Annotated in this window: 12 protein-coding genes; 4 read left to right on the forward strand and 8 right to left on the reverse strand. The window is 62.0% G+C overall.

Annotated features, from left to right (window positions below):
- The first annotated feature begins 9 nt into the window (after positions 1–9).
- Positions 10–384, forward strand: coding sequence for a hypothetical protein (locus tag QZ653_RS03265; protein ID WP_296417555.1), 375 nt, complete (start codon positions 10–12; stop codon positions 382–384).
- Here QZ653_RS03265 and uvrA read toward each other — a convergent pair whose 3' ends face one another.
- The 8 genes from uvrA to QZ653_RS03305 all read right to left on the reverse strand — a co-directional run bounded on the left by uvrA (position 385) and on the right by QZ653_RS03305 (position 13,073).
- The gene (gene uvrA, locus QZ653_RS03270; RefSeq protein ID WP_296417556.1) at positions 385–3,255 is read right to left on the reverse strand and encodes an excinuclease ABC subunit UvrA; all 2,871 of its coding nucleotides are present in this window, start codon (positions 3,253–3,255) and stop codon (positions 385–387) included. It abuts the gene before it with no gap.
- 92 nt (positions 3,256–3,347) lie between these two features.
- On the reverse strand, positions 3,348–4,484 hold the full coding sequence (locus QZ653_RS03275; protein ID WP_296417558.1) for an MFS transporter: 1,137 nt from the start codon (positions 4,482–4,484) through the stop codon (positions 3,348–3,350).
- Positions 4,485–4,578: 94 nt separating this feature from the next.
- A complete protein-coding gene (lpdA, locus tag QZ653_RS03280; protein WP_296417559.1) occupies positions 4,579–5,988 on the reverse strand; it encodes a dihydrolipoyl dehydrogenase in 1,410 nt (469 codons plus the stop codon).
- An 84-nt stretch (positions 5,989–6,072) separates the two neighbouring features.
- Positions 6,073–6,657 (reverse strand): DUF924 family protein, encoded by a 585-nt coding sequence (locus tag QZ653_RS03285; RefSeq protein WP_296417560.1) that lies wholly within the window; start codon positions 6,655–6,657, stop codon positions 6,073–6,075.
- Positions 6,658–6,735: 78 nt separating this feature from the next.
- Positions 6,736–8,010: an MFS transporter gene (locus QZ653_RS03290; RefSeq protein WP_296417561.1), complete on the reverse strand. Its 1,275-nt coding sequence runs from the start codon at positions 8,008–8,010 to the stop codon at positions 6,736–6,738.
- Positions 8,011–8,115: 105 nt separating this feature from the next.
- Positions 8,116–8,574 carry a GNAT family N-acetyltransferase gene (locus QZ653_RS03295; protein WP_296417562.1) on the reverse strand — a complete coding sequence of 153 codons (459 nt, stop codon included), beginning with the start codon at positions 8,572–8,574 and terminating at the stop codon, positions 8,116–8,118.
- Between the two features lie 115 nt (positions 8,575–8,689).
- A complete protein-coding gene (gene queA, locus QZ653_RS03300; RefSeq protein ID WP_296417563.1) occupies positions 8,690–9,739 on the reverse strand; it encodes a tRNA preQ1(34) S-adenosylmethionine ribosyltransferase-isomerase QueA in 1,050 nt (349 codons plus the stop codon).
- Between the two features lie 10 nt (positions 9,740–9,749).
- Entirely contained in the window at positions 9,750–13,073 is a 3,324-nt protein-coding gene (locus QZ653_RS03305) for a DUF3971 domain-containing protein (RefSeq protein ID WP_296417564.1), read from the reverse strand.
- Positions 13,074–13,141: 68 nt separating this feature from the next.
- Here QZ653_RS03305 and QZ653_RS03310 point away from each other — a divergent pair, with 68 nt between their 5' ends.
- The 3 genes from QZ653_RS03310 to QZ653_RS03320 form a co-directional block, all read left to right on the forward strand.
- Positions 13,142–13,615: a peroxiredoxin gene (locus QZ653_RS03310; RefSeq protein WP_296417565.1), complete on the forward strand. Its 474-nt coding sequence runs from the start codon at positions 13,142–13,144 to the stop codon at positions 13,613–13,615.
- 55 nt (positions 13,616–13,670) lie between these two features.
- Positions 13,671–14,450, forward strand: a complete 780-nt coding sequence (locus tag QZ653_RS03315; RefSeq protein ID WP_296417566.1) for an MBL fold metallo-hydrolase — start codon at positions 13,671–13,673, stop codon at positions 14,448–14,450.
- A gap of 48 nt (positions 14,451–14,498) precedes the next feature.
- Positions 14,499–14,723: hypothetical protein (locus QZ653_RS03320; protein ID WP_296417567.1), on the forward strand; the 225-nt coding region annotated here is incomplete at its 3' end.

Genomic DNA, 14,723 nt, shown 5'->3' on the forward strand with positions numbered 1-14,723 from the left:
ACACACATCATGAAACATATCACCTTAATCACCGCCCTCGCCCTCGCCCCCATGGCGGGCTTTGCCACGCCCGGGAACGGCAACGGAATTGGCACAGGAAACGGTCAGGCAAACGGGCGTCCCCATCTGGACGACGCGTTCTGCCCCCCCGGTCTGGTTGATCGCGATCTGGCCTGTGTCCCCCCCGGACAGGCCGCCAAATACGGGATCGGCGACGATATCGAAAATCTTGAGGAAGATATCATCGTCGAACTGGACGGTCGGCGCTACGGGCTGTCGACCGATCGAACCTATTACCGCGTCAATGATTTCGTCTACGAAGTCGATCAGGACACCATGGAAATCATCGCATTTGTCGATGCTTTCGATGCCCTGACCAACTGATTATTCCGCAGCGACCTTGCGCGCCTGCAACATGGGTTTGAGGTAACGCCCTGTATGCGATGCCTCAACCTCGGCCACTTTTTCAGGCGTGCCGATGGCCACAATCGTGCCACCGCCATCGCCGCCCTCAGGGCCCACATCAATGATGTGATCGGCGGTTTTCACAACATCCAGATTGTGTTCGATCACAATAACCGTGTTGCCGCTATCCACCAATTCGTGCAGCACTTCCAACAGCTTACGCACGTCTTCGAAATGCAGACCGGTGGTCGGTTCATCCAGAATATAAAGCGTCCGACCGGTCGACCGTTTAGCCAGTTCCTTTGACAGTTTAACCCGCTGCGCCTCGCCCCCTGACAGGGTCGTGGCCTGCTGGCCCACCTTGATGTACCCAAGACCGACCCGCATCAAAGCGTCCATCTTTTCGCGGATCGACGGGACCGCCTTAAAGAAGGTCTGCGCCTCCTCCACGGTCATGTCCAACACATCGGCGATTGATTTGCCCTTGAACTGGATTTCCAGCGTTTCGCGGTTGTAGCGTTTGCCCTTGCAGGTCTCACATTCCACGTAGACGTCGGGCAGAAAGTGCATCTCGATCTTGATGACCCCGTCGCCCTGACAGGCCTCACACCGCCCGCCCTTGACGTTGAAGCTGAAGCGTCCTGGCTTGTACCCCCGTGCCTTGGCCTCAGGCAGGCCGGCGAACCAGTCACGGATCGGGGTAAATGCCCCCGTATAGGTCGCAGGGTTGGACCGTGGCGTGCGCCCGATGGGGCGCTGGTCTATGTCGATCACTTTATCAAGGTGTTCCAAGCCCTTGATCGTCTCACACGGGGCTGGCGTCTGCCGCGCCCCGTTCAGCGCCATCGACGCGGTCTTGAACAACGTCTCAATCGTGAGGGTCGATTTGCCACCGCCGGACACGCCGGTCACGCAGACAAACTTGCCCAAGGGAAAGTCCACCGTCACGTTCTGCAGATTGTTTCCGCTGGCTTTTTTCACCGTCAGCTTTTTCTTGTTGCCCTTACGACGCTTCGCAGGCACCGCGATTTCACGACGCCCCGCCAGATAATCGCCGGTGATGCTGTCGGGGTTGGCGATGATTTCCGCGGGCGTGCCCTTGGCCACCACGTTGCCGCCGTGCACACCGGCGCCGGGGCCGATATCAAAGACATAATCCGCTTCACGTACGGCTTCTTCGTCGTGTTCTACGACGATGACCGTATTGCCCTGATCGCGCAGGTTTTTCAGCGTCGTCAGCAGGCGGTCATTGTCGCGCTGGTGCAAACCGATGCTGGGTTCATCCAGCACGTAAAGCACGCCTTGCAGGCCGGACCCGATCTGCGACGCAAGCCTGATCCGCTGGCTTTCACCGCCCGACAGGGTGCCGGAATTCCGGCTGAGCGTCAGATATTCCAGCCCGACGTTGTTCAAAAACCCCAGCCGTTCGCGAATTTCCTTCAGGATCGGCCCGGCGATCGAGTTCTTCTGCACCGTCAGATCCTCGGGGACCGAATGGCACCAGTCATAGGCTTCGGAAATCGACATCTGCACCACCTGACCCGCATGCAACAGATGGTCGCCCGACCCGATTTTGACGGCCAAAGCTTCCTCCCGCAGACGGTATCCGTTGCAGGTGCCGCAGGGGCGGTTGTTTTGGTAGCGTTCGAATTCTTCCCGAATCCAGTTGCTGTCCGTTTCGCGGTAGCGCCGTTCCATGTTGGGGATCACGCCCTCGAACGCGCGTTTGACCTCGTATACCCGACCGCCTTCGTCGTAGCGGAACTTGATCTCCTCATCCCCCGATCCGTGAAGGAAGACCTGTTGCACAAAGGCTGGAAGGTCTTTCCAACGGCTGTTCTTGTCGAATTCGTAGTGCTTGGCGATGGCTTCAATGGTCTGCAAGAAGTACGGCGATTTGCCTTTGCGCCAAGGTGCCAGCGCGCCGTCATAAATCTTCAACGTCTGATCGGGCACGACGAGGCGTTCGTCAAAAAACAGCTCAACCCCCAGCCCGTCACAGGCCGGGCAGGCCCCGAACGGCGCGTTGAACGAAAACAGGCGCGGTTCAATTTCGGGGATGGTGAAGCCACTGACCGGACAGGCAAAGTTTTCGGAGAAGGTAAACCGCTCGGGATCGCCCTCTTTAGGCGCGGTCTCGAGGATGGTGATGCCATCGGCCAGATCAAGGGCGGTGCGGAAACTGTCGGCCAGCCGCGTTTCCAACCCGTCGCGCACCACGATCCGGTCCACCACCACGTCGATGTCATGGCGGAATTTCTTGTCCAGGGTGGGCGGTTCATCAAGATCATAGAATTCCCCGTCGACCTTCACCCGCTGAAAGCCCTGCTTGCGCAGTTCAAGGAATTCCTTGCGGTATTCGCCTTTGCGGTCGCGGATGATGGGGGCCAGAAGGAAACCGCGGGTCCCCTCCTCCATCGCCATGACGCGGTCGACCATGTCTTGCACCTGCTGGGCCTCAATCGGCATGCCGGTGGCAGGGGAATAGGGCGTGCCCACGCGGGCGAAAAGCAGGCGCAGGTAGTCGTAAATTTCTGTCACGGTGCCGACCGTGGACCGCGGGTTTTTCGACGTGGTTTTTTGTTCAATCGAAATCGCAGGGCTGAGCCCGCTGATGTGATCCACATCGGGCTTTTCCATCATATCAAGGAACTGCCGCGCATAGGCTGACAGACTTTCGACGTAGCGCCGCTGACCTTCAGCATAAATCGTATCAAAGGCCAGCGAGGACTTGCCGGACCCCGACAGCCCCGTGATCACCACCAACTGGTCGCGCGGAATATCCACGTCGATGTTCTTGAGGTTGTGTTCCCGTGCGCCGCGCACTTCGATGTTCTTCAGCTCAGCCATAAGGGCCCCCAGTCTATGCTCCATCACCACATAGGCAGCCTACGTGCAGTGACCAGACCCCATATAGAACAGAGGGCGAACAAACGAAAGATTTAACGCAAGGGGACCGACATCCGGGCTGCGGCATAGGCCCAGCCCCCCAAAACAGCGCCCAGCACACAGATCGCAATAGCCATACCTGCGATGCCCCACAGGCTACCCGCGACCAGAGCGAACAGCGGCGTGCCCGCAAAGGTGCCCACATTGCCGACCTGTGCCATGGCCCCGTTGGACCGTGCCTGATCCTGCGGATCGGTGTTGAACTCCGGCACCGCTGCGAAATTCGCGCCGGCTGTCAGGCCCGTAAAGAACAACGCCGCGATGGCCACGTATGTCGATCCGGTCACGGCCATCAGGGCAAACAACCCGCCCGCCACCACAAACCCCGCGATGGACAAACGCGATGCGGGCATCCGCTGCGCCACGAAGCCGCTGACAAAGGTGCCGGACAGATTGGAGAGGGGCAGCACCACCGTCAACCACGGGGCGGCCAAAGCAGCCGGCAAGAACGCGACCAGGGCAATGAACAAGGACGTGTAAATGCCATGCCCGATCCCCGGCGCCACATAGCGCGGGGTGCTGAAAACCGTGCGGTGCAGGCGGATCAGATTTGGGATCGCCACACCCTGCGTCATCACACGGGGCAACAGCGCATAGAGCAGCGGCAATATCGTGGCCAATATCACACCGTGTCCGATATAGACGGCACGCACCCCGCCCCAGGCTTCAACTGGCGGTATGACCCACGCCAGTATCGCATAACCTACGCCAAAGAACGTGCCCCAAAGCCCCATCACCACAGGCTTGTCCGTCGGTTTCGCCAGCGCAACCATCATGGTGGGCAAGGCCACCACCAACACCAGATGGCCGAAGCCCTCAACCAACCGCGTTGTCATGAAGGCACCGAACGGCATGTCCAGCCCCTGAACCAGCGACACACAGGCGGAGGCCGCAATCGCCCATAAAACGGACCGTCGCGCGCCGATCCGCGCCACGACAAATCCCGATATGGACCCGCCAAGGATGCCCACAACGGACACCGCCGACACGGCCAGCGGCACCGGCGCAGAGGGGTAGATCGTGGCCAGTGCCTCCAGTGTCAGAGTCAGTTTGGCAAACTGCGCCGCGGCCAGCAGACCGGTGGTCCACAGCAGGGCGATCAGGGGCCAGGACGTGCGAGGGGTGTTCATGCCCCCTCGCTACGCCGCACCCCCAGCAGGGGCAACTAACAAAATTAGCTAATTTTCTTAGACGCTGAAAAGTCTAGGCAATTCTGCCCAACGTCTACATGTGGATAACGCGGTCGTAGGCGTCCAGGACGCTCTCGTGCATCATTTCGGACAAGGTCGGATGGGGGAATACGGTCTCCATCAGGTCCTCTTCCGTCGTCTCCAGCTTTCGTCCGATCACATAGCCCTGAATCATCTCGGTCACTTCCGCACCCACCATATGCGCGCCCAGCAATTCGCCGGTTTTCTCGTCAAAGATGGTCTTCACCATGCCCTCGGGTTCGCCCAGTGCAATCGCTTTGCCATTGCCGATAAAGGGGAACCGACCGACCTTGATCTTGTACCCCTTCTCTTTGGCCTGTGCCTCGGTATAGCCCACAGATGCCACCTGCGGATGGCAATAGGTGCAGCCCGCAATGCTTTCGGGTTTGACCGGATGCACATTGTTTTGCCCCCCGATCAGATCGGCCACCATCACGCCTTCATGGGACGCTTTATGGGCCAGCCACGGCGCACCGGCGATGTCGCCAATGGCATAAAGCCCCTCGACGCCCGTACGGCAGTATTCGTCTGTCACCACATGGGTGCGGTCGATCTTGACGCCCAGGTCTTCCAGCCCGAGGTTTTCGACATTGCCGACAATCCCCACGGCTGAAATCACCGTGTCGAACTCCATCTTCTCGACCTTGCCGTTCGATTCGATATGCGCCGTCACCGTGTCCTTGCCGCGATCCAGCTGTTTGACGATGGATTTGGCCATGATCTTCATGCCCTGTTTCTCGAACGCCTTGTGCGCGAACTTGGAAATCTCTTCATCCTCAACCGGCAGCACGCGGTCCATGACTTCGACCACGGTGGTGTCCGCCCCCAGCGTGTTGTAGAAACTGGCAAATTCGATGCCGATGGCGCCGGATCCGATGACCAGCAGCTTCTTGGGCATGTATTTGGGTTGCAGCGCGTCCTTGTACATCCACACTCGGTCGCCATCGGCCTCAAGCCCCGGCAGGTTGCGTGCGCGCGCACCGGTGGCCAGCACGATATTCTTGGCCGTCAGCTCCTCTGTGCCCTTGTCCGTTTTCACCGAAACCTTGCCTTTGGCGGTGATCTTGGCCTCCCCCATCACCACGGTGCATTTGTTCTTTTTCAGCAAATGGCCAATACCGCCCGACAATTGCCCCGCCACACCGCGGGACCGTTTCACGACCGCCGGCAGATCATAGTCAATGCCATCGGCCTTTAGCCCGAAATCCTTGGCGCGGTGCATCAGATGAAACACCTCCGCCGACCGCAACATCGCCTTCGTCGGAATACAGCCCCAGTTCAGACAAATCCCGCCCAGATGCTCGCGTTCTACGACGCACACCTTCAGCCCCAGCTGCGCGCCCCGAATGGCCGCCACATAGCCGCCCGGCCCGGCCCCAATTACGATCATGTCAAAGTTCTGAGCCACGGTGCGGTCCTCCATTTGCAAATTTAGTTTAGCATTAAACCATTGTGCAACTTAGGGCCAGTGACCAAGGGTCAACTCCGATATGCAACAAAGTCGCAGCTAGGACGCGGCCTTTGCATCCACCGCGCGCAGCGCCCCGGCATAGCCCTCACCATCCATCCACGCGGCCTCAGCCGGGGTCGACGCGCGGTCCAGCGCTGCGTTGCGATAGGGAAACCGGCCAAAGGTGCGGATGATATGGCGGTGCGCGCAGGCGTGACGCAGCCCGCTGCCCTCATCCTCGGTCATCCGGCTGGACATCAGACGTACGCAGCGATCCTGATCGACCAGATTTTCCGAATGCATCAACGGCATGTAGAAAAACTGCCGTTCCGGCTCCGCCACCAGCAGGTCCCAGCCGCGATCGACCGCCAGCTTGGCCGCAGCCCGCGCCGACCGGTCGGCGGCAAAGGCGCGCCCCTTGCCCCGAAACATGTTGCGCGGGAACTGATCGGTCAGAATGATATAGGCCAGACACTCTTTGGGCGATGTCAGCCACAGCCCGTAGGCCCCGTGACGCGCAGCCTCCCATGCCTCTTCGAACCCGTTCCGGACCTGCGCATCCAGGTCGTCACTGCCCTGATACCAGCCCTTCGGCCCGACCTCATCCAGCCAAAACGTCAAAACCTGATCCGGCGTCACCATAGCGATCCCTCGCGCAGCAGTTCCTTTGGCCCAGCGTTACAGGATTTCCAAAACGGGGCAAGGGGTTAGCGCACGCACCTAAGGGATGGGCGCACCGGCCTCGGCCTGATCTTCCAACTCGGTCTCGATGTAGATCTCTTGCGCGACTTCCATGGCCACGGGCGATGCGCTGGCCATGACCGGCGCGTAACTCACCTGATCCTCGACCGCCGTGTCGCTGGGGCGCTGCAACATCCGCAACACACCGTAGGCCGCCATCGCAGCCATTAACACCGCCACAACCGCCCAGAACGCGGCCTCGCCGAAGACCCCCATAATCCAACCGATCAGGACCGGCCCCATGATCGCCCCCACCCCGTTGATAAAGATGAACCCGGCAGAGGCTGCTGGCATTTCCTCATGATCCAGAAAATCGTTCGCATAGGCGATATACAGCGCGTAAAGGGGGTTGGACGTCCCCCCCACCAGCGCAGCCCCGATCAGCAGCGTGGTGAATGTCGCCCCGCCAACCCACGCCAGCGCGGCCCCGCCTGCCCCGACGGCTGCGATGATTACAATCAGCAAACGCCGGTCCATCCGGTCCGACAACCAGCCAATGGGATATTGCGCGGCCAGTGCGGCAATATAAATCACCGACACCAAAAGCGAAATTTGCCCGACACTCAGCCCCACAGCCGTGCCATAAACCGCCGTCATGCCGAACTGTGCGGCAAAAACCCCGCCCAGCAGGAACATCCCCACCGACGCCAGCGGTGATGTGGCCACCAGATTGGTCAGGCGCATGGGCTTTGTCGCCTCGAACGCCGGTGTGGGCTGGACCGACAGCAAAATCGGCGCAAAGGCCAGGCTCACCAGGACCGACGGGATGATAAACAGGATGAACCCCTCAACATCGCCCATGCTCAGGATGCCTTGCGCCACAACGATGCCCGACATCTGCGCGAGCATATACAGCGACAGGGATTGGCCGCGGTTTTCATTGGTGGCGGCGTTGTTCAGCCAGCTTTCGGCGGTCACATAGACGCCCGAAAAACAAAATCCGATGATGACGCGGCCCAGCGTCCAGGCCCAGATTTCCACCAGCACGGGATACATGATCAACACCGCCGAGATGGTTGATCCAAGGGCCGCAAAGACCCGCACATGGCCCACGCGCCGGATCATTTCAGGGGCAAGGCGTGATCCCCCCAGAAAGCCCAGAAAATAGGCCGACATCACAATCGACATCTCGAACGTGGAAAAGTTTTCCAACCCGCCGCGCACACCCAAAAGCGTGCCCTGCAACCCGTTGCCCACCATCAGCATGAACATGCCCAGAAACAACGCCCATGAGGTGACGAAAACCTTGATCATTTCACGCACCTTTCAATCTGTGCCGATGATGTCAGATCTGTGCCGCACAGAATCTGATGTCGCCCCTAAAGACGACATCAGACTGACGCAATGGGATGTTTTTGATTACCCCTGCAAGAGTTTCGAAAAGATGACTTTTGCTTCGTCTTGGGACCAAAACTGTGGAATTTCGCCCGACCGGACGTAACCGGCTGTGTCATAGCATGCACGTGCAGGGGCAAAGTCATCACCCGATGACGTATCCACGACCAGCACCCGGGCCCCATGACGCACTACCCAGTCTTCGGTTGCGCCAATCAAGGCCCGCGCGACGCCACGCCGCTGCGCGTCGGGCGCGGTGGCCAGCGCGCGCATGTTCCACGCGGTCTGCGTCAGGGCCTCGCGCTCGGTAAAGGCAAAGCCAAGGGGCGTATCATCGTCTGTCGCCACCAGCCAGACAGACCCGTTGTCGCCCCCCAAAAAGGCCGCCGCCATCTCGGGCAGCATGTCACCGGGAAACAAAGTCTCTTGCGCAATCGCGGCCACTGCGGGCAGATCGCTTGCGGTCATTTCTCTCGTTTTCATAAAAATATCTTTCGCATGTTGTCATCTGGCACCCCGGAAGGCGCGGCAAAGCCGGTGCGTAACAGCGAAAATCCATCGGACCGTACAAGGGGTCATCCCCTATGGCAACCGCCCGTCAGTCCGGCAACAGGATCGACGAATCCCCGTAGCTGAAAAAGCGGTAGTCGTGGGCGATGGCGTGCGCGTAAATCTCTCTGATGCGGTCCACGCCCATCAGGGCGCTGACCAGCATCATCAGGGTGGATTTGGGCAAATGGAAATTGGTCATCAACCCGTCCGCGATCTGAAACTCGAACCCCGGCGTGATAAAAATATCGGTGTCGCCCTCCCACGCCTGAAGCTGGCCGGTCCGCCCCGCCGTTTCAATCAACCGCAGCGCCGTTGTGCCCACGGGGATCACCCGCCCGCCGGCCGTCTTGGTCGCCGTCACTTCGGCTGCAGCCTGCGCCGACACCTGCCCCCATTCGGCGTGCATCTTGTGATCCGACACATCGTCCACCTTAACGGGCAAAAACGTCCCCGCACCCACGTGCAACGTCACGTAGGAAAATCCCACGCCCAGCGCGGCCAGATCATCCAGCAACCACCGTTCGAAGTGCAAAGACGCCGTCGGGGCGGCGACCGCTCCGGATTTATCGGCCCAGATGGTCTGGTAATCCTGTTTGTCCTGCGCGTCCGCTGCGCGTTTGGCGGCAATATAGGGCGGCAACGGCATGGCGCCGGCTGCATTCAGCGCCGCATCAAAATCATCCCCCGTCAGATTGAACCGCAACAGCGCCTGATCGCCCGCGCGCCCTTCAAAGACCGCAGACAGGTCGGGCGAAAACACGATCTCTTCCCCCTCCCTCACCTTGCGCAGGGGTTTGACCAGCGCAGCCCATGCGCCATCGGCCTGCGGTTCCAGCAAGGTCACCTCGATCCTGGCCACACCATCACCATGGGCCGACACACGGGTGCGCGTGCCGAACAGCCGCGCGGGGATCACCTTCGTGTCGTTCAGCACCAACCGGTCGCCAGCGCGCAGGACCGACCCCAGATCAGCCACCGTCAGATCGCGCGTTGCCCCCCCTTCGGCCACCAGCAATCTGGCCGATGTGCGCGGCCGTGCAGGGCGGGTGGCGATCAGGCGTTCGGGCAGATCAAAATCAAACGCGCTCAACTTCATGGCTCAGGTCCTATTGTTCCACTTGCGGGGGCGGACGCCGGAAAATCTCTCTGAACATGCCGGGCGTCAGCGCCGACAGCGGATTGACCGAAACCTGCGGGCTGTCAACCGCCCCCGTCAGATTGAAATTGAACCCGATCAACCCCTCGCCCCGCCGTGTCAGCACCGCCCCCAACCCGTTCAGCAGATAGACCGGCGACACCACCCCCTGCAGGTCGATCGTCCCCGCCCCCTGATTGACATACCCGTCCAGCGACAGACCGATGCTGGGCCCCACAGCCGAGGATTGCGTGACAATGACCTGCTCGGGCGTCAGCCGGAAATTGGCATCCACATCCGAAAACATCAGCCCTTGCCCATCCAACTGCGTCAACAGCCCCACAATAGAAATCGCATCAAGCAACGACGCCAGCGCCGGCGCACCGCGCACCCGCAAGTCGCGCCCCGCAACGACGCCGTCATAGGTCCCCGCAGTTCCGGTGGGCACCAAGGTCAACTCCATCCGCCCGCCCAGCGCGCCGCGCAGCAATCCGGTGGCGCGCAGCACGGCACCGGCGTCCGCGCTCTGGATCCGGACGGCAGAGCCACCGTTTGCAGGCGCCAAAGTGCCGGACACCGGGGCTGCCCCGTTCACCAGCCCCTCGAACGTGCCCTGCAACCCGCCCGCTGGCGTAAACCGCCCCCGGAAACTGTCCAGATAGATGTCGTCAGTCACGCGCAGCCGGTCCAGCGCCACATCAAGGGGCCCGCCACCGCCGCGTCCGCCCCCCGCACCTGCACCGCGTGCCTGCCCGCCAAACCGCGCCGACCGCAGGTCAAGCGATCCGCCGGCGATCTGCACCTCGACGGCGCGCCCCTCCCCGCGCCCGATCAACACCACCGGCGCATCCAGCCATCCCCCCAGCCGGACCCTGTCGAAAGACGCCCGCGCCAGCCCGCCGCCCGCTGCCAGCGTGATACGGCCCTCGGTCTCCAGCCCCGGGGCACGGATGGCAAGACGGTTGATTTCGGGGCTGGCCCCCAGACGGCCCGACACGCGCAATTCACCGCCCGCACTGCGGGCCTTGGAATATCCCACGCTGGGCAGGTTCAGGCCAATGCCGCGCAAGTCTGACGTCAGGGTGAACGCAGGGGCCGCGGGATCGGCCAGATCAAGGGTCAGGCGCGCAGGTCCCTCGCCTGTGATCATCCCATCGGGAAGGTTGATATTGAAAGTGCGCAAAAAGGCGGGCCCGATGGTCACATCCGCCTCCACTCGCGCGGTTCCCTCCGACCCCGCCCCCAGTGCGCGGCTGAAGGTCGCCTGCCCCGCGACATCGCCCACCCGTGCGGGGCCACGGACCACCAGACTGTCCGCATCCACCCGCACGTCGGCCCTTGCGGCTGTCAGCACCTGACCGGGCACCAGCACATCGGATCGCAGGTTGCGCAGGCTGGCGGTGGCCTGCCACTCCCGTTCTGCGGGGGTCACGTCGCGCCCCAAGGGGGTCTGCACCTGCACATCCACCTGTGCCTGCCCTTGGGCGAAACTGACCGGCAGATCGCTGTCGGCCAGCACGTTGAACGGCGGCAGCCGCAAAATGGCCATCATGGCGGTCAGCCGTCCTGACAGGGACAAATCAAACACCGCCGGCGCACGGCGGCCCGTTTGCGGGATGACCATGGTGCTGCCCGCCATGTCGATCCGCCCCCCTTGGGGCGCCGCGACATGACCCGCGTCCACCGACAGCGCGTATCGCCCCCCCACCAGCGACATCGTCCCCTGTGCGGTCTCGATCGGGGGCATGGAGCGCATAAATCCCACCGTGGCGTCCACATAATCCATCGTCATCGCAAACCGGGTGTCTGCATCGGCCGCCCCGCGATAGGCCACAGCCACATCGCGCAACCGCCCCCCGCGAATGTTGTCGTCCAGCCAGCGGCGCGTCCCGGCGGCGGCACCTTCGGGCCACAGTGCCAGAACGTCGCGGGTTTCGACCTCGTCCGCGGCCACATCCAGCGCCACCGACCAGCCGCCCGTTCCCGCGCGCACCTGCCCCTTGATGCGCAAGGGCACCGGACCGTCCTTTGGCCCCGTCTGGACAACCGCCTCCCCGATATCGAGGGTGAACGGATTCAACGTCAGCCGGAACCCCAGATTGGCCTGCGGAATATCGACAGACTGCGGAAAATAGGCGCTTTCGCGCACGGCCACGTCGCTCAACTCCATCTGCCCCAACAAGGTCGAGGGCCAGCCATCACGAAAGCCGCGCAGATGGGTCTGTGCGGTGCCCGCGACACGGCCCAATGCGGATTCAATCTCGATCAGATCAAAGGTCAAAGCCTCCGACAGCGGATCATAGGTCAGATAGGTTTGTGCGGATGTGAACGGGATCGGTGTCGTCGCTTGCGTGGGGCGCAATTCGCCTTGCCCGATCTGCAAGGTGGCCGACAGGGACGCCAGCGCGCCGTCCGCGTTCAGGCGGCTGCGCATCGCCCCCGAAATCGGCGCATCCAGCACCCCGAGAAACGCCAGCGCCGGGGCCTGACTTGCGATATCGGGGGCCGCAGCCTCCGATATGGTGATGCCGATGTCGGCGGTGCGGCTGCCGCGCGGGCTGTCGTAGGTCAGGGCGGCCGTGGTCACAAAGGACCGTCCGGACAAAAGCGCCACATCTGCGCGCAACGCCAGCGCCTCGTCGCGCAGATCAAGCGATATACGCCCCCCGTCCACCACCCAGGACCGGCCTGCCCGCGCATCGGTGTAGTTGATGATCAATCCTGTGGCGCGGACCTCCTCCAGTGCTTCAAGGGCTGCGGCCTCAAACGCCTGATCCACCTGATCAAGAAGCCCGACAAAACCGTCCGCCGCAGCCACGTTCTGTGCGCCTTGATCGAAAGCGAAGGCCACCGTGCCGTCGCGGGCACGGCGCACGGCAATCTGGGCCCCGCGCAAATCCACCCGCTGCGCCAGAAGCCGCCCCTGAAGGATGCCGCGCGGCGACACCAGCCCCTCGACCCGCGGGACCTCGGCGATTTTGACACCGTCCGCATCGCGCAGCACCGCGTTGCGCAGCACCAGACGCGGGTGCAGGTCCGTCCCCACCGTGACCGTCAGGTCCCCGAAATCCAGCGACCCGCCCGCCAGCACCTGCGCCGCGCGCGCCTCCACATCGCGCACAATCCAGCTGGGGGCCGTGACCTCTCGGCCAATCAACATCACCGTGGCAATCACGATCATCAGCACCGGCGCAAAGAGGACCAGCGCCCCCGCGCGCAGCCACATCCAGATGTGCCACCTGCGGTGGGGCGCATCCAACCCGTCTGCCTCAATATCGGAACTGCTCTCGACCATTCCCTTTATCTTCGCCGCTCGCGCCCTAGAACGCTAGGGGAAACGCGCAACGAAAGGCCCCTTCCGACATGACTGACCTGACCCCCGGCATGACTGCCCCCGACGTGACCCTGCCCCGCGATGGCGGCGGAACCGTGTCCCTGTCCGACCTCTCCGGCCCCGTCGTTTTGTATTTCTACCCCAAAGACGACACCCCGGGCTGCACGAAAGAAGCAATCGGATTCACCGAGGCCGCCGATGCCTTCGCCGCCGCAGGGGCCACTGTCATTGGCGTCAGCAAGGACCCCGTGGCAAAACACGACAAATTCATCGCCAAACATGACCTCGGCATCATGCTCCTTTCTGACGCGGAGGGCGACGTCTGCGAACGCTACGGCGTCTGGGTGGAGAAAAACATGTACGGCAAGACCTACATGGGCATCGAACGCGCGACCTTTCTGATCGTTGACGGCAAAATCGCGCAAGCCTGGCGCAAGGTCAAAGTGCCCGGTCACGTCGAGGCCGTCCTTGAAGCGGTGCAGGCCCTGCCGCCTGCCCCTTGAATTCGCCCATGACCGCCGCATGTCCTACGCCACGCCCACAACCAGGAGACGACCGATGACACCATCCCGCCGCACCTTTCTTGCCAGCACCGGCGCCGCCGTCACGCTGATGCCTTTCGCATTTGGCCCTGCCCGCGCCGACGGCCATGCCATGGACACGATCGAAACCGAAAACGGTCAGGTGCGCATCCAGCCTGTGGACCATGCGTCTTTCGTGATGGACACAACCGGCGTTGTCGTGGCCGTCGATCCCGTGGGCGACCCCGCCCGCTACAAGGAAAACGACACCCCCGGCATGGTGCTTATCACCCATGAACACGGCGATCATTTCGACATCGACACCATCACCGAATTGACCAAATGGCCCGAAACCAAACTGGTGGTGAACCCTGCCGTCCATGCCAAATTGCCCGCCGATCTGGCAGACCGCGCGGTGGTTCTGGCCAATGGCGACACCACCTTTCAGGGCGGCATCGACATCACGGCCATCCCCGCCTACAACATCACCGAAGACCGGCTGAACTTTCACCCACAGGGGCGCGACAACGGCTATGTCCTTGATATCAATGGCTTCCGCGTCTATATCTCTGGCGACACCGAAGACATTCCCGAAATGCGCAGCCTTGAAAACATCGACCTTGCGTTTGTGTGCATGAACCTGCCCTTCACAATGAGCGCCGAGGCTGCGGCCTCCGCTGTGGCAGACTTCGCCCCCGCCTTTGTCTACCCCTACCACTACCGGGGCCGCGACAATGGCACACAAGACCCGATGGAATTTGCCAACATGCTTCCCGACGGGATCGAGGCCAAGATGGGCGGCTGGTACGACACCTGATCGCCCCCCGTCCGGTCCGGCCTCCCGCGGGCTGGACCCCCGACAGCTATGCAAGACATAGACATCCCCTCCCCCGCCGCCCATTGGGACTGGCTTGAGGCGCACCATGGCCAAACCGACAGCGTGCGCATCGTGACCCACAAAGCCCATGTGCCGGATAAATACCTCAGTCGTGATGACATTCTCGACGCGCTGATGGCCTATGGCTGGATCGACGGCCGGCGGTTTGTCGTCGATGCCGACCGGACCGCGCAACTGATCGCGCCGCGCAAA

The organism is Pseudooctadecabacter sp. (genome assembly GCF_020627745.1).
In the GTDB taxonomy this organism is placed as follows: Bacteria; Pseudomonadota; Alphaproteobacteria; order Rhodobacterales; family Rhodobacteraceae; genus Octadecabacter.